This window comes from Vagococcus martis (assembly GCF_002026305.1).
Classification (GTDB): Bacteria; Bacillota; Bacilli; order Lactobacillales; family Vagococcaceae; genus Vagococcus; species Vagococcus martis.
On the sequence record NZ_MVAB01000001.1, the window covers coordinates 1,490,582 to 1,516,747 of the forward strand.

Sequence of the window (26,166 nt, forward strand, 5' to 3'; positions counted from 1 at the left end):
GCCCTCCTAACTATTCTTAAGTTCAGTTTACCATATCTTGTTGATATCTAACTGTTGACGCAGTTCGTTATATGTTTGATAAGATGGATGTTTTTTAAGCTCCTCATTAGCTATATCAAGTGTTTGATTATCTTTGATTTCTTTCGTTAGCTTATCAGCAAATTTAATAAAATCTTGATTTGTTTCCTTATTGTAGTCTAACGAATAATATTTTGACTGACGATAGTATGGTTTCAACGATTCATCTGTCATCTTCTCAGGTTGATCAGCAAAATACTCGTCATACCTAACATCTGTTATTTTATCTTTTGTCGTTACTACCTGTAATCTTCCTATCAATCCATTCGGCAATTCTTTTGCAAAACCAAAATACTTATTCTCATAAGGTTCACGAATCCAATCTTTCATTTGTTCAGCTAGTGGCATAAACCCTTCTCTAGCAGAAGTTGAAGAACCCTTTACCGTTAAAAAGTCCCCCGTCACTCGATTTTCATCACGCATTTGTTTTTCAACATAGGTTATGCCATTTACAACCGTAACCAATGTTTCATCCGTTCGAGTATTATCTGCCTGAAAAAAAGCATAGTCTGATAATCGTTTATTGGCCCCTGCATATTTAGGTTCATAATAACTCTCACTAGCAAATTCTGTAAACTCGACATTCAAAATACCTGCTGTTTCGGGATGCGTAACAACTTCAACAATACCATAGTTATTTCCTTTAAATAGACCTTCATTTTTATAATAATAACCCTCTAATAATCCCAATGGTGGTTGATTTGACCAAAACATTTTTTTCATTTTTTCTTCTTTTGTATATATAGCTGGTGGTGTCGAGCCAAATGTCGTCTGTGTTGCACCAGTAACCACATCATATGTATACTCATGATTGTCAAACGACACATCTTCTTCATGCTTGTTTGTATCTTCTTTAGTCTCTGTATTTTTTACCACAACTTGTTTTTCCTCCAAATCTTGTTTAGCTGATTTTGTCGTCTCTTTATTGGAATTGTGAGAACAACCCACTAACATCATGATCATTGAAGCAACTAACCCATATTTCAAACTTTTTCGTTTCATACTCATCATCTCTTTTCTTATCCTAATCATTGTTACATAACAATATCCTACTCAAATAAACTATAGATTAATTTCCTATTAATTATTCTAAATTTTTATGAACAACTATGAACAAAAAAGCCAGCAATCATTAAATGATTACTGACTCTTTTGATTAGTTTAAATATTTTTTGTATTTATTTATTTTTTTAAGGTTAATTGTAGAATCAAGTTAGCCACCCTAAAATAATAAAAAAACACCATGGTAAAAATTCATGTATCATTGAAGTATCTACCCAACAACGAAAGGAATTTTTATCATGGCGCAAATTCAGAATACCACACAAAAATTGACTTATAAACATCTTTCCTTTGAAGAAAGACAACTTATTGAAGTTTGGCATAATAGAGGTGATTCTAATAGAGCAATCGGTAAACGATTAGGTCGACACCATCAAACAATAAACAATGAGCTAAAACGTGGTACAACAACGCAAATCAAAGAAAATAAAAAGCCTAGACAACTCTATTTTGCTGAGACAGGACAAGCTAAATATATAGAAAATAGAAAGCGTTGTGGTGCTAATTCTAAGCTAGCCAGTGCTGTTGACTTTATTAATTATGCCTGTAAACAGATTATTGATTTTAATTGGTCACCAGATGCAATTGTTGGTTTTACCAAGTCCATGAGGACCTGGAATACACCTACTGTCTCTACTAAGACACTTTATAATTATATTGATAGTGGCTTTTTACCTATTAGAAACCATCATCTCAAGATGAAGATCAGACTCTCACCTAAAAAGAAAAGAAGTCGTAAGCATAAAAAAGAACTAGGAAAATCGATTGATGAACGACCAAGTACAGTTGATGATAGAAAAAACTTTGGTCATTGGGAAATAGATAGCGTTATTGGTTCAAAATCTAAAGATGATAATGCTATACTTACTCTTGTTGAAAGAAAAACGCGTTACATGATCACTGTTGTTTTAGATGATCATACAGAAGAGTCTGTTTGTTATACTGTTAATCAATTAAAATCTGAGTTCGGACAAGTTAATTTTAGCAAGATGTTTCAATCAATTACTGCTGATAATGGTAGTGAATTTAGCTCGCTTCATGATACTCTCCAACAAATAACGGATGTCTATTTTGCTCATCCTTATTCTTCTTGGGAACGAGGTACAAATGAAAGACATAATGGTTTATTAAGACAATTTATTCCGAAAGGAACTCCAATCTGCAACTACTCAAAACAATTCATTCAACTGGCTACTGAAAAAATTAATCTTTTACCACGTAAAATCTTAAATTATAGACAACCAGCTACATTATTTTTAGAAGAAATTCAAAAGCTTAAAATCAAAACATGTTGGTAAGGATGGATTTTAATAGAATAACACAAAAAATTAGATGTTTTTACCTAGGTGGCTAACTTAATATTGCAATTTAGAATTTATTTTTTTAATTGCCCAATCATAATGGCTCGATGTGGTTGAAACACCGTAACTGCCTAATGTTGTTCCACCTGTCCAAGCGAAATATCCTTTACTAAATAAGGTATCATTATCAAAAGACTCGATACGTTTCATGACTTCTTCATGCGACTTATCTAAATTTTGTTTGGCAATTTCATAAGATGTACTAGCATGTTCTTTGGTAAACTGTTCATTCATTTCACCATAAGAACGTCAATTGGACGGGCTTGGTAAAAATGATGTGGTCTCACCAGAAACATTACTATCAATCCAACGAATTAGTAGTTGATGCCATTCATATAAATGAATCAAGACATCTTTGATATTTTTATCTCTATCCCAATGTGCTTCTTTTCCAATCTTTTGATTACTCCAGTCAAACGTTCCATTTATCTCTTCTTCAGTTAGGTCGTTTAACACCGTCATTAGTCTTTGACACTGTTTCGTTGCTGCTTCTAATAAATCTACTTTCGTTGTTGGTCGCGCCATTTTTGTCCACCTTTGTATTATTTTAGTTACTGGATAATACTTACCACAATGTTTGTACATTAATTTTTACGTTTACTAATATAAGTTAATTATCTAGAGTACTAGCAACCGTTATTGGTAGCTCTATCTGTGACACTAAAAAATTAATATCCTCCCTGTAATACTACTCTAAAGATTATTTTTAATCATTTGATAACTAATAAAATTTCTCAATTTAAATCATCTAACTCTTATCATAGAATGAAGAGACAAAATAATTCCTATACAATTATTGTCGAGTAACTTTTTCCTAAGATTTAGACTTTATATTTTGAATAGTAGCTTAAACACGTTATAATTTATATATTATAAAAAAGTGATAAATTAATTAATAAAAGGGAGATATTATATGACACAAATTTATACTTCAATTGATGAACTTATTGGCAAAACACCTTTACTTGAATTAAAAGGGATTGAAAATAAACTTGGCCTAGATGCTACTATTTTAGCTAAAGTAGAGTACTTTAATCCAGCTGGTTCGGTAAAAGATAGAATTGCCAAAGCGATGCTAGATACCGCTGAAAAAAGTGGTGTATTAACAAAAGAAACAACCATCATTGAACCTACTTCTGGAAATACTGGCATTGGTTTATCTATGATGGCTGCTGCACGGGGCTACAAATTAATTATCGTTATGCCTGAAACAATGTCGGTTGAACGCCGTCAATTAATGAAAGCATACGGTGCAGAACTTGTCTTAACTGAAGGGGCTAAAGGAATGAAAGGTGCGATTGCCAAAGCGGAAGAACTAGCATCTGAAATTGATAATAGTTTTATTCCATCTCAATTCTCAAACCCTGCTAACCCTGAAATCCATTATCAAACAACTGGACCAGAAATTTGGAATGACACTGAAGGTAATGTTGATATTTTTGTCGCTGGCGTAGGAACGGGGGGAACGGTAACTGGTGTAGGCACATACCTTAAAGAAAAAAACCCTAACGTCAAAGTCATTGCTGTTGAACCCACTGACTCTGCTGTTTTATCTACTGGTGTGCCCGGTAGTCATAAAATCCAAGGAATTGGTGCTGGATTTGTTCCTTCTATTTTAGATACATCTGTTTATGACGATATTATCACTGTATCAAATGAAGATGCTTTTGAAACAGGTCGTTTACTCGCTGAAGATGAAGGTGTGTTAGTTGGTATTTCTTCAGGTGCTGCAACGTATGCTGCTATTCAATTAGCAAAACAACCTGAAAATAAAAATAAACGTATTGTAGTATTGTTACCAGATACTGGGGAACGCTATTTATCTACACCAATGTTTACAGAATAGGAAGATTATTATGTCTAGGAATTATGTTGGAATGGAGCAAGCAATTGAAAAAGTGATCTCTGACTTCTTTTCTTTGCTCTTTCCAAATTTTTTTAGTTCACACGAACAAACGACAACAAACGACATGTTTCAAGAATCCATTATCACAGGATTAACTTATGTGATAGAAGATGAAATGGCAATCAAGACTATTTCTGAAGAACTAACCAATAAACTGCCTAATATTTTTGAAATGATAAAAACCGATGTTCAGGCTGCTTATGAAAGTGATCCCGCTGCAAAAAGTAAGGATGAAATCATTTTAACTTATCCTGGTTTTAAAGCCATTAGCATCTATCGTCTTGCCCATGAACTCTATCGACTCAAAGTCCCTATCATCCCTCGTATGTTAACCGAAAAAATGCATAGTCTAACTGGGATTGACATTCACCCAGGAGCTCAAATTGGTGCATACTTTTTCATTGATCATGGAACAGGTATTGTCATTGGTGAAACAACAGTGATTGGTGAACACGTGAAAATTTATCAGAATGTCACGCTTGGTGTAAGAAGTTTTGAAATAGCTGAGGATGGCACACTTGCCAAACATGGAAAGAGACATCCTAATATTGGAGATGGTGTGGTTGTCTATGCGGGTGCTACTATTTTGGGTGGAGATACTTTTATTGGAAAAAACTCTATCATTGGAAGTGGCACATGGATTACTAGATCTGTCCCTGAAGATACTCTTGTTGTAAATAAAAACTCAACCTATTAAACAAAGAAAAGAGTTATGAAGAAGAGACCAGCTCTCCTTCATAACTCTTTTTTGCATTAAATACAATACGTTTTGATACAACATAATTGATAATTGTTGCAAGAACTTGAGATAGTACGGTAAAAATAAATTCATTCAACAAGTAGGCATTTCCCATATATGGGCCAATTAGAGGATGGCTAAATACAAATTGCTGGTAGTTAACTTTTTGTAGATGAAACAATGAAATCATTATTCTATTATATTTTTCTACAAAAAAATAAGCTATCCCTAAATCAAGCATGATGACGAAAAAACGCCCTGCTATAAACTCAACAAATTGTTTCAATGAACGGTAAAATCCCAAACCAGTATTTTTAAATACGAAAAACTTATTAGCAAAGAATGAAAAAACAATCGCTACCGTTTGTGCCAATGCAACCGTTACAAGAACATTATCTGTCCATCCTTTTGACATAAATCGTATAAAAAAATAGATGAAGGTTGCTGTCGTACCAAACACACTATACCACAGTAATTCTCGACGTCTAATCATTCTGTCACCCCTTAACATTTTTCGTTTTAATAAAAAAAGAATGTCCGAAAACATTCTCTTACTTAAAGTAATACTTCATAATACTTAATGCATTTCTGTCAATAATCAATTCACCATATTCATCCAAAACATCTCGTGTAATGCTTGTTAATTCCATATACTCATAGATTTTAGATACATCGTTTCTTGCTTGTCCTTCTGTGCTATCTTCCAATAAGAATGATAACTGTAAGTAGTAATTATTATTATAAAAATACAATGAGGATAAGGCATTTAACAACTGGATATTATTAGCCAACTCAACAACACTTTCAAAGTCAGATGTTCTAAACACTGTCTCATAAGTTGCACCAAAAATACTATCTTCTAAATAATTAAACTCACCAACATCAGATGATGATTCCTTTTCTTTTTGAGTCGATTCTGGAGGTGTCATTTGATTTCTTAAATAATCAACAAATCCTTCTGCTTGAGTATTATCAAAATCATTGAAATCCGAATCATCTTCAATCGCCGTATTTTTACTAATAAACAATTCAAGTCCATCATGGTTGGGTAGCACTTGGAACGTTACAGCGTCTGTTCCTTGGAATTGATCATCTACATCGACCTCTTCTAAAATACTATAAAAGAATGTCTCTATTTGCCTTTGATTACCAAGCAAATCTAAAAAAGTGATTCCGCGTTCTGCAAGATCATCATTCCCAATTGATACTCGAATCGTATTCTCATTAATTCGTTCCATTTCCATATGGCTACACCCCTTTTCAAAAGTATTTATATAGTTCCATTGTAAAGCATATTAATAAAAAGTAAAGAAAATCACCTTTATTTAGTCCGTTTTACCTACGAAAATTAGTGAATTTTAAGAAAAAAAGATACATTTGAACAACTAGTCAAATCCATCTTCTTATAACAAGTATTTTTATTAATTTTTGTAAACTTATTTATTAAATTCCTGCCATTAATTGAGCTTGTTTTAATTCAATGGCTCTAACTTCTCTTGGCAAGAATCGACGAATCTCGTCTTCATTAAATCCTACTTGGAGTCTTTTTTCATCAATCATAATAGGACGACGTAGTAATCCAGGATTTTGTTGTACTAACTCTAATAACTCTGGAAGTGATAACTCGTCTAAATCAACATCTAACTTTTGAAATACTTTTGAACGAGTAGAGATGATTTCCTCTGTACCATCTTCGGTCATTCTTAGAATTTCCTTTAGTTCATCTTGTGTTAACGGCTCTGAGAATATGTTGCGCTCAACAAATTCTATTTGATTTTCTTGTAACCAAGCACGTGCTTTTCGACAAGATGTACAGCTGGGTGAAGTGTATAATTTTAGCATATATGTCACTTCCTTTCACAAGTAATAAGTAGAATAAATCTATTAACTAAAATCTATCATATACAAATTGTACTATAAAAAACCTATGATTACTAGGTTTTTTTAGGATTAACTAGTCATTCTTAATACTTTTTTATAATATCCGATGCATAAAAAAACATCTTTTTTATCTTTTTATTGAATTTTTCACATATTGGTGTCTCTTTTCATAACACATATTCTTTCAAGATAAAAAATAGCATTTTATCCACTATTCATTATAACTTTCTAGTATAATACTATTATAACTAAAAAATTTTACGGAGGCATGATTATTTTATGAAAACTATTTTTTCAGGTATTCAACCAAGTGGTATTCCAACCATTGGAAACTATATTGGCGCGATGAAACAGTTCGTTCAATTACAAAACGACTACCATTGCTTCTTTTGTATTGTAGATGAACATGCGATTACCGTTCCACAAGATCGATTAAAACTAAGAAAACAAATTCTACAATTAGCCTCTTTATATCTTGCTGTGGGGATTGATCCAGAAAAAGCAACTGTCTTTATCCAATCAGAAGTGCCAGCACATGCTGAAGCTGCATGGATTGTACAGTGTAATACATCTCTTGGTGAATTGGAACGTATGACACAATTTAAAGACAAATCACAAAAAGTAGGCTCCACATCAGTCAGTGCAGGTCTTTTAACATATCCACCTTTAATGGTTGCTGACATTATCCTCTACAATGCTGATTTAGTTCCTGTTGGAGAGGACCAAAAACAACATTTAGAATTAACGAGAGACTTTGTTGAACGCTTCAATTCTCGTTACGCAGAAAATCAAAATCAACCACTTCTTGTTCTTCCTGAGGTGAAAATTCCAGATAAAAATGCTGGTGGACGCGTGATGAGTTTACAAGATCCTACTAAAAAAATGAGTAAATCTGACAGTAATAGTAAAGGATTTATCTCAATGTTGGACGAACCAGATGTGATACGCAAAAAAATCCGTTCAGCTGTCACTGATTCAAGTGGAAACATTGAATATGATGTTGAAAATAAACCAGGCGTATCTAACTTACTAGTTATCTACTCATCTCTATCAGATTTCACGATTGATGAATTAGTCGAAAAATATGCCAATGCTGGATACGCTGAATTCAAAAATGATTTAGCTGAAGTGGTAGTAAATACACTTGAACCTATTCAAACACGTTATAACGAATTATTAACTTCTGAAGAATTACAAATAATACTTGATGAAGGTGCTATTGAAGCGTCAAAAATAGCAAATAAAACATTGCGTAAAATGAAAAACGCTGTCGGATTAGGACGAAAAGCAAAACGCTAATTTCTTTATAAATTACATATTTATGCTAAACTAATACTAAAGAAATACTTGAAAGGAGAGTTTATATATGTCAGATAAAACACCCATGGATACCAATGCCATGTTAACTCAAAAAATGATTGAAACTCGTACGATTTTAATTTATGGAGGAATCAATCAAGACTTAGCAAAAGAAGTAAGCAGTCAATTACTATTACTTTCTGCTTTGAATGATGAACCAATTACAATTTATATCAATAGCCAAGGTGGCCATGTTGAAGCTGGCGACACCATTCACGACATGATTAAATTTGTAAAACCCGAAGTAAAAATCGTTGGAACTGGTTGGGTCGCAAGTGCCGGGATTACTATTTTCTTAGCTGCTAAAAAAGAAAATCGCTATTCTTTACCTAATACACGTTTCATGATTCATCAACCAGCTGGTGGCGTACAAGGTCAAAGTACGGAAATTCAAATAGAAGCACGTGAAATTGTTAAAATGCGTGAACGCATTAACCGTTTAATTGCTGAAGCAACTGGTCAAACGTATGAAAAAATTTCTGAAGACACAGATAGAAACTTTTGGATGTCAGTTGATGAGGCAAAAGACTATGGTATTGTATCCAACATTATCTCATCATCTAGCGAATTAAAATAAACACAAATATCCCCGTATTGAGTTAATCGATACGGGGATATTTTTATAATTCTTCTTTAATTTTTTCTAACCACTTAGTTGTCCCTTTGTCTATTAATTCATAAGTTAAATCAAAATCGCCTGTATAGTACGGGTCAGGAATATTCTCCTTTTCTAATTTAACTTCCTCTGATAATAATAGATGAATTTTATGTAATAAATCAATCTCTGGTGATAATCCTTCTAAATCGCGAATATTATTTTCATCCATACCAATAATATAATCATATTCATGAAAATCATCTGAAGATATTTTCTCAGCAAATAACCCATCACATGATAAGCCAACTTCTTTTAGTTTATCTTGTGTACCTTTATGAGGTGCATCTCCATCATTCCAGCTGCCTGTGGCTCTTGACGACACTTGTATCTGATCTGCTAATCCACTATCCTTAACTTTTTCTCTAAAAACTATTTCTGCCATAGGCGAGCGGCAAATGTTCCCTAAACAAACAAATAATACCTTCTTCATCCATTATCCCCCTTAAAAAAAATAAAAAGCCTTAGGACTTCTAGGCTCTATATCTTTATTATCCTATTAATTCCTCTTCACTGTCGTGAAATAAAACTTCAACTGAATGAGTTAAAATATCAGTATAACTATATGATACACGTTCAAAAGCATTTTCTTCTTGATCTAATTGTACAATAAACACTGATGGATATAATTCGGCTAAAACGCCATGACGCTCAGTTTGCTTTTTACGACCAGTTTGAGCGACCAATTTTATTCTACTACCAACTTTATTTTCTAATTCTTCTTTTATAGTGGAGATATTTATAGACATTTTATTCACCTCTTTGCCTAAGTATACCATAGACGAACAAAAAATACAAATTTTACCATAATTGTTTTTATTTTTCAATACTATTTTTATTTTTTCATAGAATAATTAGTATTTTTTATTAAGAGAGATAACTACTTTATTTTTTATGGATTAATACAATAGCGCATAAACTTTTTCTTCACACGGGATAACGCTCGTTTATCCTTTAATTGACTACACTCTTCTATAGTATTTTTAACAAACACTTGTCTTTCATATTCAGATAACGACTCAGAAAATAATAACGCATTTTCCTTATAAAAAATATACTTAAAGTTTTCTGATGATCTTTGTTCTACTAAAGCTTTCGTTCCATCGATTTCTTCGACATTGATCGCCCCAGTTTCTTTATCTGTTCTTCTTTTATACGCTTCTTGGTGTCTAATCAATGAAAAAACATGATGTTTAAAATTCATACGAAAAAAACTACCAAATGTTGCACCTTTTTTACGATCAAATGTTTGAATTGATTTATAACAACAAATCCGACCTTCTTGTAACCAATCATCTGTATCAAAATACATCAAATGATAAACCCGCTTCACACGATAAACGATTGGCTGATACGTTTCAAAAATATAAGCGAAAGAATATGAACAACCTTTTTTCGCTCTCTCAATAAGTAGTTCTAAAATCTCTTCTTCCATAAAGCCTCCTTATTTTTTTGAAAGCGTTATCTCTCTTCGTGTTTTATTATAACACCTTTTTTTATAATGTGGGTTTAATATTTTTTGAATTTTATATGAAAAATTCGTTTCTTTTGTTTGCCCAAAATATGGTTTTTAAAACTAATTATCCTCTATTTGTTTAATACTATAACGTAATAAATTATTCTTCGAATCATGAGTAATCGTTATTTTTTCATTTGTTTCATCAAATGGTCCTATGGTAAATACTTCATACTGATCATCTAATATTTCAACATCTTTAATATAATTAGAAAAAACCTCACGGAATCTTTGCATCTTACTTAACTTTTTAATTGCTTTCTCGTAAGCCATAGAAAGCGTATACCCACTATCTAAGTATTCTTTTATTAGCTCTACTTTTATAATATCACTTAACTTATAAGCTCTTGGACTATTTGGATCTGGTTGAATTGACTTGATATATCCTTTCTTTTCCCAATACCTTAGTTGCCTTGTTGTTGCTCCTGTTTTTTTAGTCAATTCGCTGATCCCCATACGTATATCTTCATGCTCTATCCACTCTTTAAACTTTGACACCATATAACCTAATCCCTACTTTCTAGCGACTTTTATCTCTTCCTAATATACACCTAGCGAACATTTGTGTCAATGTAGTTGACAAGGTTGTCCGCCAGGTGTATATTATTTTTTGTTGTAAAAATAAACTTACTAGGAGGAAATCTCATGAGTGATACACATCCCTTAGATATTCATGGTAACACGTATAAACGTAGTCTACTCGTTGCTGTACTTTTAATTGGAACTTTTTGTACAGTATTAAATCAAACACTACTTACTACTGCTTTTCCAACATTAATGGAAGATTTTAATGTTTCTGCTGCTACTATTCAATGGTTAACAACAGGATTTTTATTAGTTAACGGAATTATGATTCCTATTTCTGCGTGGCTTATGAATAAATTCAACTCAAAGAATTTATACATTGGTGCGATGAGTATTTTCTTAGTTGGAACGATTCTTTGTGCGATTGCCCCAACATTTTCTATGCTACTAACTGGCAGACTAGTCCAAGCTGCTGGGGTTGGTGTGTCAATGCCTTTAATGCAAAATATTATGTTAAACATCTTTCCACCAGAAAAGCGTGGTGCCGCGATGGGCGGAGCCGGAATTGTTATTGGACTTGCTCCAGCTTTAGGTCCAACATTATCTGGTTACATTATCGATCATTATGTATGGCGTGATTTATTTTATATGGTCATTCCTATTGTTGTTTTAGTTATCATTTTGTCATTTTTCGCTATGAAGAGCGTGTTAGAACTTTCTAATCCTGCTATTGATGTTTTATCTATCTGTCTTTCTACTCTAGGATTTGGTTCATTACTTTATGGATTTTCTAGTGTCGGCAATGATGGATGGGGTAGCACAAAAGTTATCGGCTTTTTAGCTGTTGGGATTGTGACATTAATGATTTTCACTTGGCGACAACTAACCATTGAAACGCCATTCTTAGAGCTTAGAGTGTTTAAATCAAAAACTTATACGATTGCAACAATTCTTTCCAGTTTAGCAAACATGGCAATGATTGGAGCTGAAATGGTTCTTCCTTTATACATTCAAAATATTCGAGGCGAATCTGCTTTTCATTCTGGTCTAATGTTATTGCCTGGTGCGTTAGTCATGGGATTCATGATGCCAATTACTGGGAGAATTTTTGATAAACATGGAGCAAAACGTTTAGGTATCATGGGGATGTTTTTACTGACAAGTGCGACCATTCCTTTTATGTTCCTAACTGAAACAACTCCTGTTATTTATATTATTACGTTATATGCTGTTCGTATGTTTGGTATTTCAATGGTTATGATGCCTTTAACAACTCTTGGTATGAACTCATTACCAAAACACTTGATGACACATGGGACCGCCGTAAACAGTACCTTACGACAAGTAGCCAGCTCAGTTGGTACAGCTATTTTAATCAGTGTCTTAACAAATCAAACAAAAAATGCGTTACCTGAGAAATCATTATTAAAATCATCTCCTCTTGAATACAAAGAATTAGCGACTCATGCTACGTTAACAGGTTACCATGCAGCATTCCTAGTAGCTGTTTTATTTGGGATTATCGGTTTAGTCACCACATTCTTTATTCACGAAAATTCTAAAAAAGCATCTCAAAGTAAGGAGGTCATCTCATGATTGTCATCTTAGTTATTCTTAGTGTGTTACTATTTGCTTTCACATTTATTTTCGCAAAATCAACATGGCAATACATTTTAACCGTGATTTTCGGTATTGTTTTTATCGGAAGTGTTGTATTAATGGAAATGAATTATGCTCATCACTTTGGAATGGAGAAAGAAACAACAACGAAAGAAGTTTCTCTTGTGAGTTCAGCTGATGCAGAGAATTTAAAGATTCTATTATACCAACCTGTAGGAACAAAAGGTGATAAAGTCTACTTATATAAAACAACACCTACTCAGAAAAAAGTTTCTCAAACAGGAACAGATCATGTAACGAACACTGTCAAAACAACTGATACAGATAAAGCAACTCTAGAAACGAAAACGACTCGTTGGGTATATAAAGATTCTTTTTATGACTTATTATTTGGTATTTCTGGAAACAATAAAGAATTTGATTCTAGAAAAAATACGTTCTATCTTCCAAGTGATTGGTTAGAATTAAGTACGGATCAAGCTAAAAAACTGGGAGAAGAAATGTCTGCTAAAAAAGATACCCTAGAAGCAGATATAAAAAAATATGTTGCTGATAAACTAAAAGAAGAGATTACTAAGGATCCATCCATCGCAACAAATAAAGATAAACAAACAGAATTATCTAAAACTTATGCTAAAGAATATCAAGAAAAAATGATGTCTGATATTCTGAAAAATATTTCAAAATAGACAAAACCAGTATCACACTGATTCAAGTGTCGATGCTGGTTTTTTATTGACCAAAATGGTACCTTTACTATTTAATGAATGTTATATTATGATAATAAAAATAAATTAATAACAAAAACCAAGAAGATCAAACACTCAAGTTAAATGCTATTATTTTATTATTGGCGATTGTTTTATTGAGCTTATGCGTTATGTAAAAAAATAAAAAATGACCCGTTACCATAATAAAGGTAACGAGCCATTTTGTTTAATGATACATTAAATCATCAAATAATTCTTGTAGTGTTTTGACTTGTTCTTGATTCCAAGGACTGTTTCGTCTCAAATTTTGATATTGGTAGTCCTGTGTGTCAGAATGAATTTCTTTTTCCACTTCTTTAATCGAATTAAACAACTCTCGTGCCGATACTCGTAGTGCTCCTTGTGAGAAAATAACCCATTGTTCTGCTAAATCACTTGTTGCCACACGAACAGTGGTCAATGCATTCATTTTATTAGGCACTTCTCGCTCAATATAAGTATCAGCCGTTTCATCTTCTTTTGTAAAAATAACCGTCAAGCCATACTTGTCATATGTTTGCTGAATTCCAGGAACAAGTTGGGCATCAAATACAACGATGATTTCGATTCCTTTATACTTTGCATAATTGGATAAGATAAATAATAATTGGTCTCTAGCGTCACTTAGTTTATCTTGTTTTTTCAATCGATTTAACTCAGGCCAAGCACCAATCATGTTGTACCCATCAACAAAGAGGACTTGATGTTTTAATTTTCGTGTCATGTGATGCCCTCCATAATTTATCTCCTTTTTCTATGCACTTCATACATTAACAAGCCAGCTGCCACACTCGCATTTAAACTTTGAACATGTCCATCTATCGGGATGGTAATCATTTCGTCTACTTCTTTTTTAAGTGCTTGCCCCATCCCTTTTCCTTCATTGCCAATAATTAAAGCAATGTCTCCTGAAACATTCCACTGAGTGTAATCTGTACCTTCCATATCTGTCCCAAATACCCAGATGTTTTCTTTTTTTAATTCCTTAACTGTTTGCGAAAGGTTTGTCACTCTTGAAATAGGAATGTGTTCTACCGCCCCTGTAGAAGTTTTCACTACCACTGGTGTCACTCCGACTGCACGATGTTTTGGAATAATGACACCATCAACATTCACTGCATCAGCTGTTCTTAGTATAGAACCTAAGTTATGTGGGTCCATAATGCTATCTAAAATTAAGAAAAAACGATTTTCTTTTTCTTTAGTTTTTTCTAGTAATTCTGATAACGATAGGTATTCATATGGCGTAATTTTTAAGACGATGCCTTGATGATTTAAGCCATCCACCATTTCATCTAATTTAGATTTTGGTACCCATTTGATAGACACAATCTTCTCTTGAGCCAATTGTTTAATCTCTTCGATTTTATTTCCTTTAATGTCTTCTTGTAAAAATAGTTTATTGCCTCGATTCGCTTGCAGTGCTTCTATTGTGGCATGTTTTCCTAACACTACATCATCCATCTCTGGTGTTGGTACATCTGCTTCTTGTTGATTTTTTTTATCAAATTTTGGGCGTTGTCTATCTGATTTTCTTTTATTTTGAGGTTTTCTCATTGTTTTTTTCTCCTATTGTTTGAATACACCATGCAATAACTTCTTCTAAGCGTTCTTTTTGCTCTGTTAAATGCAGGTAGCCCATCAATGCTTCAAATCCAGTTGATGAGCGGTACACAGCAATCGACGTATTTTTGGCACTCGTATGACTTTTAGCATTACGTCCACGGCGATACATATCTTGTTCTGTTTCAGTTAGTAAATCTTGCATCATCATTTGTTCAATCAAATAATGTTGTGCTTTTGCTGAAACATAGTGTGTTGCTAAACGGTGTAATTGGTTCGGGCGAGTTTGCCCACTTTTTACTAAATAATCGCGAATATAGGTCTCATATATGGCATCCCCCACATAAGCTAGTGTTAACCCACTTAATAAGGTATAATCTTTTTCATTTGTCATTCACTTCTACTCCATCTTGTTCCTTGAGGGGTATCTTCTAAAATAATCCCTTTTTCTTTTAATAAATCACGTATCTCATCACTTCTAGCAAAGTTTTTTTCTTTACGAGCGGCATTTCTCTCAGCGATTAACGCATCAATATCATCATCTAATAAATCAGTTTGATTAACAAGTTCAATCCCAAAAATAAGCATCAGTTTTTCTAATGTTTCTTGGTAAGCCGTGATAACTCCTTTTGAGACAACATCTTCTTCTAAATAACGATTCAAGTATTTCACTAATTGATAAACAACTGTGATACCATTTGCTGCATTGAAATCATCGTCCATCTCTGTAACAAATTCTATCATTAGTGAAGACAACTCTTTTAACCAATCATGGTCGTTTTCTAAAGAATCCACTGCTGTTTCTAATCTAAACGTTGCATTATTGTAACTACTTTTTATACGTCCTAAATTAGTCGTTGCTTCTTTGATGGTTGTCTCATTGAAAGGCATTGGTCGACGATAATGTGTCGTTGATAAAGCGAAACGCACCACTTCTGGTGACACATCTTTCATCAAATCATGTGCTGTAATAAAGTTGCCGAGTGATTTACTCATTTTTTCACCTGATTCACCTACAGTTAGATACGCATTATGCATCCAATAATGAGCAAACGTTTCACCCGTTTTCGCTTCACTTTGAGCTATTTCATTTTCATGATGAGGGAATTCTAAATCCTGTCCACCTGCATGAATATCTATTGTATCACCTAAATGCTTCGTTGCCATCACGGAGCACTCAATATGCCAACCTGGACGACCTTTTCCCCATGGCGAATCCCATGATACTTCTTGCTCTTTGGCTTGTTTCCATAATGCAAAATCTAATGGGTCCTCTTTTTTAGCTGATTCAGCACCCGTTCTTTGACTCGCACCTGTCTCTAATTCATCAATACTTTTATTACTTAATTTTCCATAAGGTTTAAATAGTCGCGTACGATAGTACACATCTCCTTGTGATTCATAAGCATATCCTTTTTCAACCAACACAGAAATAAATTCGATAATGTCATCAATATGATCAACGACACGCGGATGTAGACAAGCTGGTTGCACATTGAGTTTTCCGGTATCTTCTTTAAATGCGTCAATAAATTTATCTGCTAATTCTTTGGTTGAAATACCTTCTTGATTCGCTGTCTTAATAATTTTATCATCCACATCTGTAAAGTTAGAAACATAATTAACTTTGTAGCCCCTAAATTCAAAGTAACGGCGAACAGTATCAAATGCTACGGTACTTCTAGCATTTCCTATATGAATGTAGTTATAAACAGTTGGTCCGCATAGATACATGCTGACTTCATTTGGTTTAATTGGCACAAAATTTTCTTTTTTACGACTTAAAGTATTATAAATTTTTATTCCCATGATTCTCTCCTCTCACAAACAAAAAAAGCATCCTTTAACAATACACATATACTGTTAAAAGACGCTTTCACGTGGTTCCACTTTTTTTCATTCACTCAAACTATCTCAGTGAATCTTTTGATAAGGTAACGTCTATCACACGTGATAAGCTACTTGTTTCACTCACCCTACTCAAAGAGGCATTTCACTGATAGGTTGACACTTGTTTACACCTGCCACAAGCTCTCTTAAGACAATCTATCACTTACTTTTCTTATCCTTGTATTTCTTCTAACGCTAAATTAATATGTTCTGTTGCTTGTTCTTTTCCTAATAAAAGAATCGTTTCTGCTAATTCTGGTCCATGCATTTGACCACTCACGGCTACACGAATTGGCATGAACAGTTTTTTACCTTTAGCACCTGTTTCTTTTTGTACAGCTTTAATTGCTTTTTTAATTGCTGGAACATCAAATTCTTCTAAGTCATTTAATTCTTTTTTAAATGCTTCTAATACTTCTGGTACTTGCTCATCTGATAAGACTTCTTTAGCGGCATCATCAAATGACAATGTATCATTAAAGAATAAACTTGATAATTCAACGATTTCTTTTGCATAACTCATTTGTGGTTGGTAAAGACTTACCAATTCTTCCACCCATGCTTGTTTTTCAGCTGATGGGTTTTCTTCTACTAAACCTGCTTCGATTAAGTATGGTAAAGCCATCTCTGCCATTGTTTTTCTATCAAGTTGTTTCATGTATTGATTGCTAATCCACTCAAGTTTTTTATTATCAAATGCTGCAGGCGATTTACCTAAACGATCTGCATCAAATATTTTAATAAACTCTTCTTGGCTAAAGATTTCTTCTTCACCCACTGGAGACCAGCCTAATAAACTGATAAAGTTAAACATCGCTTCTGGTAAATAACCTAATTCACGATATTGTTCGATAAATTGTAGAATCGTTTCATCACGTTTACTTAGTTTTTTACCTGTCTCTGTATTAATGATTAACGTCATGTGACCAAATCTTGGTGGAGTCCAGCCAAATGCTTCATATACCATTAATTGTTTTGGCGTATTTGCAATATGGTCATCTCCACGTAGTACATGCGTAATGTTCATCAAATGATCATCTACTGCTACCGCAAAGTTATATGTTGGCATCCCGTCACGTTTTAAAATGACAAAATCGCCACCAACACTATCCGATTCAAACGTGATATTTCCTTTAACAATATCATCGAATGTATATTCTTCACCTTTTGGTACTCTGAAACGAACAACTGGTGTAATGCCTTCAGCTTCTTTAGCTGCTTGTTGTTCCGGTGTTAAGTGAGCACATTTTCCGTTGTAACGTGGAATTTGTCCACGACTACGTTGGCTCTCACGTTCTGTTTCTAATTCTTCTTCGGTACAGTAACATTTATAAGCTAAATTGCTCGCTAATAATTGATCTACTAATGGTTGATAGATATCTTTTCTTTCAGATTGACGATAAGGACCGTATTCACCTGGCTTATCAGGTGACTCATCCCAGTCAATATTTAGCCATGCTAAGTTATCTAACTGACTTTTTTCTCCGTCTTCAATATTACGTTTTTGGTCTGTATCCTCTATACGAATGATAAAATCGCCGCCATGATGACGAGCAAATAAATAATTAAATAATGCTGTTCGAGCATTTCCAATATGCAAATGACCTGTTGGACTTGGTGCATATCTGACACGTACTTTATTTCCCATGGTATTACCTTCCTTGTTCACGTATTATCGCTTCCTATGTTTCTAAGTTTACATGCATTTACCCAAATAGTAAAGGCACTTTCACAAGAGTTTTGTAACCTTTAATCAGCATTTATCGTTGTTTGAGAATGACTTGGTTTTGCAAAAATCATTCGACCAGCAGCCGTTTGTAATGCACTCGTCACAATAACATTTATTTTCTTGTTCATAAAGTGTTTACCATCTTCCACTACAACCATTGTGCCATCATCTAAATAAGCCACACCTTGCTGGCGTTCTGTACCATCTTTCATCACAATAACATCCATCGTCTCACCTGGAATAACAACTGGTTTAACAGCATTTGCCAAGGCATTAATGTTAAATACTGGCACATTTTGAAATTCACACACTTTATTTAGGTTGTAGTCGTTTGTAACCACAATTCCATCTAACATTTTAGCTAATTTAATCAATTTACTATCGACTTCTTGAATATCTTCAAAATCACCTTCATACATTTCAACCGAGATATTTTCTTCTTTTTGCAAGGCGTTTAAAATATCTAACCCCCGACGCCCACGAACGCGTTTCATACTATCCCCTGAATCCGCAATATATTGCAACTCATATAAAACAAAATTTGGAATTAATAACGTTCCTTCAATAAAGCCAGTTTTTGCAATATCATAAATACGGCCATCAATAATAACACTTGTATCTAAAACCTTGTATTTATGAAAATAGTCATCAACACGACGATCAAGAATTTCTTCCGAAACTTTTTTGGATTTTGGCACAAATAATTTCTTAAAATCCTCTGTTTTCATTGTGCCCACTCTAAACCCTAAGTACCCTGTGATTAACATAATAATTGCCGGAACAATTAAAGGGAGTGAATAAAATGGAATCGAAATAAGTGCTCCTAATAATAACCCAATAATCGTACTAATACTACCAAATAATAAATCAGATAAACTTTGTTCTGTTATAAATTTCTCTATTTTTCTTAAACCTGATACTAAATGTTGCTCTGTCAATGTTGCGATAATTGCAAAAATAATAGCTCCGATAATACCATTTGTAATTTCATTATTTAGCCAATTTAATGTTTCCTGGTTGGTTGCCTTCCATAATAATGGGAATAATGCCACACCTAAACTAAAGCCAATTAAAGCCATAATAATCGCGTAAATTTTTTTCTGCATACTATCTCTCCTCCTTTACTTAAGAAAATACTTTAAATAATGTTTCTGATAATGTTTCGACACCAATCACTTCAATGTCTTTAGGTGGTGTCCAACCTTGCAGATTATTTATTGGAATAAACACACGTTTGAAGCCTAATTTTTGTGCTTCACCAACACGCTGTTCAATTCGGTTCACTCGTCTAATTTCACCAGTTAACCCAATTTCACCAATAAAACAATCTTGAGGAGAAGTCCCTTTATCTTTGTAACTTGATGCGATACTCACAGCGATGGATAAATCAATCGCTGGTTCATCAAGCTTCACTCCACCAACTGCTTTTAAATAAGCATCTTGGTTTTGTAATAATAATCCAGCACGTTTTTCTAACACAGCCATAATCAGTGACACACGGTTATAATCTAGCCCTGTTGCCGTTCGTTTAGCATTTCCAAAAACAGATGGCGTTACAAGTGATTGTATCTCTGCCAAAATAGGACGCGTACCTTCCATCGAGCACACAATTGCTGACCCTGTCGCACCATCAATTCGCTCTTCTAAAAATGCTTCTGATGGATTTAACACTTCTACTAATCCAGCTTGCCTCATTTCAAAAATGCCAATCTCATTTGTTGAGCCAAAACGATTTTTTACAGCGCGCAGTATTCTGAAAGTATGGTGTCTATCTCCTTCAAAATAAAGCACTGTATCCACCATATGCTCAAGCATCCGGGGTCCTGCAAGCGAGCCTTCTTTTGTGACATGTCCCACAATAAATATAGCAATGCTATTTGTTTTAGCAATCTGCATTAATTCAGCTGTATTCGCTCGAACTTGACTTACACTGCCAGCAGCACTTTCAGTCTCAGGATGCACCATCGTTTGTATCGAATCAATAATGACATAATCTGGTGTTAATTGCTCGATGACTTGTTTAATACGTCCCATATCTGTTTCAGGATAAACATAAAAATCATTGCTACCATCAGCTAAGCGTTCCGCACGCATTTTTATTTGTTGTGAACTCTCTTCACCAGAAACATATAATACATTTCCTTTTAATAAGCTTAGTTGTTGGGACACTTGTAATAGTAAAGTAGATTTTCCAATACCAGGGTCTCCACCGATTAATACCATAGAACCTGGGACCACTCCGCCACCTAATACACGGTTTAATTCACCTAATTGTGTTTTAACACGAGGCTCTTTTTGTGCAGTGACTTCTTGCAACTTTTGAGGCTTACTCATTTCACCTGTTAAACTAACTCGACTATGTCTAGTTGGTGTATCTGCGATGACCTCCTCTACTAACGTGTTCCATTCACCACAGTTAGGACATCTTCCTAAATATTTAGGAGAGATGTACCCACACGTTTGACAGATAAATTCATTTCTCTTTTTTTTTGCCACAAAATCATCCTTATTTTACAATTTTTGATGGTTTATCTAAATACATCTTTAGTGGTATTTTAACATAAATTGTTCCATTATAATAAAGTTCGCTACTCTCTTAAAAAATTATTTACCTGATGAACCAAACCCACCTGTACGCTCTGTTTCTGCCGAATCATTATCTGCTTTTAAAAAAGGTAAAAAGATGCCTTGAGCAATACGGTCTCCTTTTTTGATGTGTTTATCTGTTAAACCAAAATTTAATAATTGAATCATAATATGCCCTTCATTTTCTGCATTATTATAATAATCACTATCAATAATCCCTACACCGTTTGTTAACACTAAAAAGTTTTTTAACGGGTTACTTGAACGATTCGCAATTTGTAAAAATTCATCATCACCCATATATGATTTTACTCCTGTTGGAACAAGCGTTGATTTTAACTCTTTTTGCATATCAGCATCCACTGTTAATATTTCTTTTGATAAAACGGCTTTTAATACTTTAGCAATTCCTTGCCTCCAAATACTTGGAATCACAATATCAACAGCTGACTCAAAATCATAACCTGCGGCACTTTTGGTTGCTCTTTTTGGTAAATTAATATCCTCAAATGTTGACACTTTTTCAAACCCTCTTACTTTACTCATAGTCTACCTTCCTTTACTTCTAATTTCTTTAATCCTACCCGAAAACAGGGCAAATAAAAAGAGTAAAAATAAATCTTACTCTTTCTTTTATCAATTATTTTATTCATCATCATCTTCGTTAAATTCTTTTACTTGAACTTGTCGCAAGGTAACTTTATTTTTCTTCGGCTGGATTACTAATGGCACATACTCCATAATCACATCACTATATTCTAGGCCATACCATTTAGCTGGATCAACTGCTGAACGCTTAATGCCAAGTTTAGCTTGCATCACTAAAGTATCTAACCAGTTTAATTCCGTCACACGTGATAGCTCTTCGCGTATCAACACAAATGAAAAATCTCCCGTATCTCTTCCTGGTGTAATCGAATATTTTTGTGGTTGTTTTGGTAGCTTTCCTTCATTCATTAAATCATAAACAATTTGTCGTAAATAGACATTCACTTCTTGCGGCATTTTAAATCCTAATCGTAATTGTACATTCACGATGTAATCCGTCTCCATCATATCCACATAATATTCCTTAGTGTATGGTTCATCGGTAACAAAGACATTCACAAACCAATATACTTTCGCTCGTTTTGGGCTTTTATCTAAAATTGAATACATGATTTCTCGATTAATTAAATGACCTTTAATTTTAGATGTTAGAAAGACCAAGTTAGTTTGAAGTTGTGGCCAATCCGTATCATCCCTTAACTCTCCTAATTGCTCTTTGTAGTCATATAAGGAAATCCGTTTAGATGTTGCTTCTGTAATGATATTTCCACGATGCCAAATGAGCATGATGAGGAAAATAATTAGAGCGATTCCTAATGCCACATAGCCTCCATGCATAAACTTAGACGCACTTGAAACAAAAAAGATACTTTCAATCCCTGCAAAAAAGATAAAAATCAGATACGCTAGTGGTCTTGGTGTGCCTTCTTGTAGTAAGTAAACAAGTAACAAGATAGTTGTCATTAACATTGTAATGGTGATTGCTAGCCCATAAGCAGCCTCCATACGAGCAGATGTTTGAAAGCCAAACACAACAGCTAAACAGCCAATCATTAACATATTGTTAATCGCTGGAATATACAATTGCCCCTTTTGGTCAGTGGGATAAATAATTTTCATCCTTGGTAGTAAACGTAATTTAATTGCTTCTGAGGCCAATGTATACGAACCAGAAATTAATGATTGTGACGCAATAATCGCCGCAACTGTGGCAAAAATCACTCCTACAATAGTCAGTGATTGTGGCATCATTCTAAAGAATGGATTAAGCATATCAATATTTTGATACTCAGGTATATCTTTAACACGGATAATCCATGCTGCTTGACCAAAGTAATTTAAAACTAAACAGACTTTAATATAAGGCCAACTTACACGAATATTTTTTCTACCAGCATGCCCCAAATCTGAATACAATGCTTCCGCTCCAGTTGTTGCTAGAAACACGCTTCCCAAAATAAGTATCCCTAATTTATTTTCCCCCGAAAACAGTAAATGAACAGCATAATATGGGTTTAGTGCACGAATAACTGAAAGATTTCCCATGAAGTTTGATAGACCAATTAATCCAATAAATGTAAACCAACCAAACATAATCGGGCCAAACAGTGTGCCGACTTTTTTTGTTCCTAATCGTTGTACCATAAATAATGAAAAAATAATAATAACCGTTATAATGACAATAATTTGTTGACTATCGCCAAACATCTCGTAAAAAGAAGGAATCCCTCTAAGGCCTTCAACAGCTGTTGTGACCGTTACTGCTGGCGTTAAAATCCCATCAGCGAGTAATGTTGCCCCACCTAACATTGCAGGATAAAGCAAATAACGACTATTCTTTCTAACTAATGTGAAAAGTGAAAAAATACCACCCTCACCGTGATTATCAGCGTTTAGTGCAATCATGACATATTTTATCGTTGTTAATAAGGTTAATGTCCAAAAAACTAATGATACCGCACCTAAGATAAACGTCTCTGATACGTGAGCTAGTCCTCCATTTCCATCCACAATGGCTTTCATAACGTACAAAGGACTGGTTCCAATATCTCCATAAACAACTCCCATAGCAACAAGCGTTCCACCTAATGTAAAACGATCGATAGCTTGTTGATTAGATTTTTGACTCACTTTTTTCACTCCTCATTTCTTTAAAAAGTTAGTATTCATGACAATCATATACTCATTTTTTTTAAAGTCAACACTCAAATAAAAAAATTCATTTTCTATTAGTGGAAACACAAGTAAAAATAAGTTATTATAGCATGGATAGACACTAAAAAAAATAGTCATTAAACAAAAAGAGGGATTACTTTGGAGAGAAAGAAATTATTAAAAGAAAGTAAGCGACTCGTGATTAAAGTCGGGACTAGTTCGTTAGTTCTACCAAATACAGAGATTAATTTACGAGCAATCGATCAATTAGCTTTTACACTTACATCACTTAGACAACTAGGGTACGAAGTCATCTTAGTTTCTTCAGGTGCAATTGGTGTTGGAATGAAGGTGCTTGGCTTGGATAAACGACCTGAAACAATCGCAAAACAACAAGCGGTGGCTGCAATTGGTCAATCTGAACTGATTAAAATATACACACAACGTTTTGCAGCCTACTATCAGCAATCAGCCCAAGTGTTATTAACTCGCGACGTGATTGATTTTCCAACAAGCAGACAAAACGTCATTAACACGTTTGAAGAACTACTTAACATGGGAGTGATTCCTATCGTTAACGAAAATGACAGCGTGTCGGTTGATGAATTGGATCACTTAACAAAATTCGGCGACAACGACCAATTATCTGCTATTGTATGTAGCTTAGCTCAGGCTGACTTATTACTGATGTTATCTGATATTGATGGGTTTTACGATGATAATCCACAAACAAATCCAGAAGCTCAACTTTTCTCCCATATTTCTGAAATTACAACAACGATGGAAGAGGCTGCGGGAGGAAAAGGCAGTGAGTTTGGTACAGGTGGTATGATGAGTAAATTAAAAGCCGCTAAACGCGTGCTAGATAACCAGTCACAGATGATTTTAGCTAGTGGAAAAGATCCGGCTATTTTATTTGATATTTTAGAAGGCAAAACAATTGGGACACTTTTTTCAAATAGGTGATAAAAAGGAGGAGTTATACATGACACTGTTAGAGACACTGGGTAAACAGGCAAAAAAAGCTGCATTCTTTTTAAACAATGCAACGACTAAAGCTAAAAATAATGCATTATTATCAATCGTGAAACATCTTGATAATAATATGGAAGATATTCTATCCGCTAACAAAAAAGATATTGAATTAGCTCGTGAAAATGGTATTCCTGAAACTATGGTCGATCGTTTACTCTTAACTAAAGAGCGCATTCACACAATGCAACAAGATATTAAAACTACCATTGAATTAGATGATCCAATCGGAAAAGTTGATCATATGTGGCGAAACGAAGATAACCTACTGATCGGTAAACAACGTGTGCCACTTGGCGTAATTGGAATGATTTATGAGTCCCGACCAAACGTGACAACAGACGCGTCTTCCCTTGCCCTAAAATCTGGAAATGCCATTATTTTAAGAGGAGGAAAAGAAGCATTTCATTCTAACCAAGCTTTAGTTCACGCCATTCAATCAGCCTTAGATGCTGTTGACTTTCCTAAAGAATGTGTCCAATTTATCGATGATACATCAAGAGAAACGGCGACAAAATTTATGCAATTATCTGACTATCTAGATGTCTTAATTCCTCGTGGTGGAGCAAATTTAATACAATCTGTTATCAAAAATGCGACTGTTCCTGTGATTGAGACTGGAACAGGAAATTGCCATATCTATGTTGATGACAAAGCAAATTTAGAGATGGCAAAAGATATCGTCATTAATGGAAAATGCCAGCGTCCTTCTGTTTGCAATGCTACAGAATCTCTTTTAGTAAATAAGTCTATAGCAACAGACTTTTTATCGTTAGTTGGTCCTGAACTGGATAATCATCATGTTGAATTACGTGCCGATAAAGAAGCTCTTCCCTACCTTCCAACCGCTAAACTAGCGACTGAAGAAGATTTTGCGACAGAGTTTAACGATCTAATCTTAGCTATCAAACTTGTCGATGATTTGGATGAAGCCATTAACCACATTAATCATTATGGAACAAAACATTCAGAAGTGATTGTGACAGATAGTTACCAAAACTCACAAAAATTCATGCAACAAATTGATGCTGCTGTGGTTTACGTTAATGCTTCTTCACGTTTTACTGATGGCAGTGTCTTTGGATTTGGTGGTGAAATTGGGATTAGCACACAAAAACTTCATGCCCGAGGGCCGATGGGATTAAACGAGTTAACCACAACAAAATATATTGTCTTTGGGGAAGGCCAAATTAGATAAATTTACTTTTTAGG

At 34.1% G+C, this 26,166-nt stretch carries 26 protein-coding genes, 1 pseudogene and 1 other annotated feature; of the genes and pseudogenes, 9 read left to right on the forward strand and 18 right to left on the reverse strand.

Annotation, left to right across the window (positions count from 1 at the left end; genetic code table 11):
- Positions 1 to 27: 27 nt before the first annotated feature.
- Positions 28 to 1,080, reverse strand: coding sequence for a hypothetical protein (locus tag BW731_RS07235; protein WP_079346927.1), 1,053 nt, complete (start codon positions 1,078 to 1,080; stop codon positions 28 to 30).
- A gap of 299 nt (positions 1,081 to 1,379) precedes the next feature.
- On the opposite strand from BW731_RS07235, the gene BW731_RS07240 reads away from it, so the two are divergent.
- A complete protein-coding gene (locus BW731_RS07240; RefSeq protein WP_079346507.1) occupies positions 1,380 to 2,438 on the forward strand; it encodes an IS30 family transposase in 1,059 nt (352 codons plus the stop codon).
- 57 nt (positions 2,439 to 2,495) lie between these two features.
- On the opposite strand, the pseudogene BW731_RS07245 reads toward BW731_RS07240, so the two are convergent.
- Positions 2,496 to 3,026: pseudogene (locus tag BW731_RS07245) on the reverse strand (ClbS/DfsB family four-helix bundle protein).
- 388 nt (positions 3,027 to 3,414) lie between these two features.
- Here BW731_RS07245 and cysK point away from each other — a divergent pair.
- Entirely contained in the window at positions 3,415 to 4,347 is a 933-nt protein-coding gene (gene cysK, locus BW731_RS07250; protein WP_079346929.1) for a cysteine synthase A, read from the forward strand.
- Between the two features lie 10 nt (positions 4,348 to 4,357).
- Positions 4,358 to 5,104 (forward strand): serine O-acetyltransferase EpsC, encoded by a 747-nt coding sequence (gene epsC / locus BW731_RS07255; RefSeq protein WP_079346931.1) that lies wholly within the window; start codon positions 4,358 to 4,360, stop codon positions 5,102 to 5,104.
- Positions 5,105 to 5,117: 13 nt separating this feature from the next.
- Here epsC and BW731_RS07260 read toward each other — a convergent pair whose 3' ends face one another.
- From BW731_RS07260 to spxA, 3 genes are all read right to left on the reverse strand, one after another.
- Positions 5,118 to 5,639: a GtrA family protein gene (locus BW731_RS07260; protein ID WP_158080177.1), complete on the reverse strand. Its 522-nt coding sequence runs from the start codon at positions 5,637 to 5,639 to the stop codon at positions 5,118 to 5,120.
- Between the two features lie 58 nt (positions 5,640 to 5,697).
- Complete coding sequence (locus BW731_RS07265) at positions 5,698 to 6,390, reverse strand: adaptor protein MecA (protein WP_079346935.1); 693 nt, start codon at positions 6,388 to 6,390, stop codon at positions 5,698 to 5,700.
- Between the two features lie 199 nt (positions 6,391 to 6,589).
- Positions 6,590 to 6,988: a transcriptional regulator SpxA gene (spxA, locus tag BW731_RS07270; protein ID WP_071457601.1), complete on the reverse strand. Its 399-nt coding sequence runs from the start codon at positions 6,986 to 6,988 to the stop codon at positions 6,590 to 6,592.
- Positions 6,989 to 7,306: 318 nt separating this feature from the next.
- Here spxA and trpS point away from each other — a divergent pair, with 318 nt between their 5' ends.
- Positions 7,307 to 8,326 carry a tryptophan--tRNA ligase gene (gene trpS, locus BW731_RS07275; RefSeq protein WP_079346937.1) on the forward strand — a complete coding sequence of 340 codons (1,020 nt, stop codon included), beginning with the start codon at positions 7,307 to 7,309 and terminating at the stop codon, positions 8,324 to 8,326.
- A gap of 67 nt (positions 8,327 to 8,393) precedes the next feature.
- A complete protein-coding gene (locus BW731_RS07280) occupies positions 8,394 to 8,963 on the forward strand; it encodes an ATP-dependent Clp protease proteolytic subunit (protein WP_079346939.1) in 570 nt (189 codons plus the stop codon).
- 43 nt (positions 8,964 to 9,006) lie between these two features.
- Here BW731_RS07280 and BW731_RS07285 read toward each other — a convergent pair whose 3' ends face one another.
- The 4 genes from BW731_RS07285 to BW731_RS07300 all read right to left on the reverse strand — a co-directional run bounded on the left by BW731_RS07285 (position 9,007) and on the right by BW731_RS07300 (position 11,058).
- Positions 9,007 to 9,474, reverse strand: a complete 468-nt coding sequence (locus tag BW731_RS07285; protein WP_079346941.1) for a low molecular weight protein-tyrosine-phosphatase — start codon at positions 9,472 to 9,474, stop codon at positions 9,007 to 9,009.
- Between the two features lie 58 nt (positions 9,475 to 9,532).
- Positions 9,533 to 9,790: a Veg family protein gene (locus BW731_RS07290; RefSeq protein ID WP_071457605.1), complete on the reverse strand. Its 258-nt coding sequence runs from the start codon at positions 9,788 to 9,790 to the stop codon at positions 9,533 to 9,535.
- A gap of 143 nt (positions 9,791 to 9,933) precedes the next feature.
- Entirely contained in the window at positions 9,934 to 10,476 is a 543-nt protein-coding gene (locus tag BW731_RS07295) for a sigma factor (protein WP_079346943.1), read from the reverse strand.
- A 141-nt stretch (positions 10,477 to 10,617) separates the two neighbouring features.
- Positions 10,618 to 11,058, reverse strand: a complete 441-nt coding sequence (locus BW731_RS07300) for a MerR family transcriptional regulator (RefSeq protein WP_079346945.1) — start codon at positions 11,056 to 11,058, stop codon at positions 10,618 to 10,620.
- 144 nt (positions 11,059 to 11,202) lie between these two features.
- Here BW731_RS07300 and BW731_RS07305 point away from each other — a divergent pair, with 144 nt between their 5' ends.
- Together BW731_RS07305 and BW731_RS07310 are read left to right on the forward strand one after the other, a co-directional pair.
- Positions 11,203 to 12,678, forward strand: a complete 1,476-nt coding sequence (locus BW731_RS07305) for an MDR family MFS transporter (RefSeq protein ID WP_079346947.1) — start codon at positions 11,203 to 11,205, stop codon at positions 12,676 to 12,678.
- Entirely contained in the window at positions 12,675 to 13,391 is a 717-nt protein-coding gene (locus BW731_RS07310; protein ID WP_079346949.1) for a DUF4811 domain-containing protein, read from the forward strand. Before BW731_RS07305 ends, BW731_RS07310 begins: the two co-directional genes overlap by 4 nt.
- A 247-nt stretch (positions 13,392 to 13,638) precedes the next feature.
- Here BW731_RS07310 and BW731_RS07315 read toward each other — a convergent pair whose 3' ends face one another.
- From BW731_RS07315 to BW731_RS07355, 9 genes are all read right to left on the reverse strand, one after another.
- Positions 13,639 to 14,175: an NYN domain-containing protein gene (locus tag BW731_RS07315; RefSeq protein WP_079346951.1), complete on the reverse strand. Its 537-nt coding sequence runs from the start codon at positions 14,173 to 14,175 to the stop codon at positions 13,639 to 13,641.
- Between the two features lie 17 nt (positions 14,176 to 14,192).
- Positions 14,193 to 15,008: a 23S rRNA (guanosine(2251)-2'-O)-methyltransferase RlmB gene (rlmB, locus tag BW731_RS07320; protein ID WP_079346953.1), complete on the reverse strand. Its 816-nt coding sequence runs from the start codon at positions 15,006 to 15,008 to the stop codon at positions 14,193 to 14,195.
- Positions 14,989 to 15,408 carry a Mini-ribonuclease 3 gene (locus tag BW731_RS07325; RefSeq protein ID WP_079346955.1) on the reverse strand — a complete coding sequence of 140 codons (420 nt, stop codon included), beginning with the start codon at positions 15,406 to 15,408 and terminating at the stop codon, positions 14,989 to 14,991. The genes rlmB and BW731_RS07325 overlap by 20 nt, the downstream gene beginning before the upstream one ends.
- The gene (gene cysS, locus BW731_RS07330; protein WP_079346957.1) at positions 15,405 to 16,823 is read right to left on the reverse strand and encodes a cysteine--tRNA ligase; all 1,419 of its coding nucleotides are present in this window, start codon (positions 16,821 to 16,823) and stop codon (positions 15,405 to 15,407) included. Before cysS ends, BW731_RS07325 begins: the two co-directional genes overlap by 4 nt.
- 54 nt (positions 16,824 to 16,877) lie before the next feature.
- Positions 16,878 to 17,092: a binding site (T-box leader), on the reverse strand.
- The gene (gene gltX, locus BW731_RS07335) at positions 17,077 to 18,552 is read right to left on the reverse strand and encodes a glutamate--tRNA ligase (RefSeq protein ID WP_079346959.1); all 1,476 of its coding nucleotides are present in this window, start codon (positions 18,550 to 18,552) and stop codon (positions 17,077 to 17,079) included. Its footprint overlaps the feature before it by 16 nt.
- 101 nt (positions 18,553 to 18,653) lie before the next feature.
- On the reverse strand, positions 18,654 to 19,739 hold the full coding sequence (locus tag BW731_RS07340; protein ID WP_079346961.1) for a PIN/TRAM domain-containing protein: 1,086 nt from the start codon (positions 19,737 to 19,739) through the stop codon (positions 18,654 to 18,656).
- A 19-nt stretch (positions 19,740 to 19,758) separates the two neighbouring features.
- Positions 19,759 to 21,129, reverse strand: a complete 1,371-nt coding sequence (gene radA / locus BW731_RS07345) for a DNA repair protein RadA (RefSeq protein ID WP_079346963.1) — start codon at positions 21,127 to 21,129, stop codon at positions 19,759 to 19,761.
- 108 nt (positions 21,130 to 21,237) lie between these two features.
- Entirely contained in the window at positions 21,238 to 21,765 is a 528-nt protein-coding gene (locus BW731_RS07350) for a dCTP deaminase/dUTPase family protein (protein ID WP_079346965.1), read from the reverse strand.
- 99 nt (positions 21,766 to 21,864) lie between these two features.
- Complete coding sequence (locus tag BW731_RS07355) at positions 21,865 to 23,835, reverse strand: KUP/HAK/KT family potassium transporter (RefSeq protein ID WP_079348585.1); 1,971 nt, start codon at positions 23,833 to 23,835, stop codon at positions 21,865 to 21,867.
- Positions 23,836 to 24,081: 246 nt separating this feature from the next.
- On the opposite strand from BW731_RS07355, the gene proB reads away from it, so the two are divergent.
- Complete coding sequence (gene proB, locus BW731_RS07360) at positions 24,082 to 24,888, forward strand: glutamate 5-kinase (RefSeq protein WP_079346967.1); 807 nt, start codon at positions 24,082 to 24,084, stop codon at positions 24,886 to 24,888.
- 19 nt (positions 24,889 to 24,907) lie between these two features.
- A complete protein-coding gene (locus tag BW731_RS07365) occupies positions 24,908 to 26,152 on the forward strand; it encodes a glutamate-5-semialdehyde dehydrogenase (RefSeq protein WP_079346969.1) in 1,245 nt (414 codons plus the stop codon).
- Positions 26,153 to 26,166: the final 14 nt, after the last annotated feature.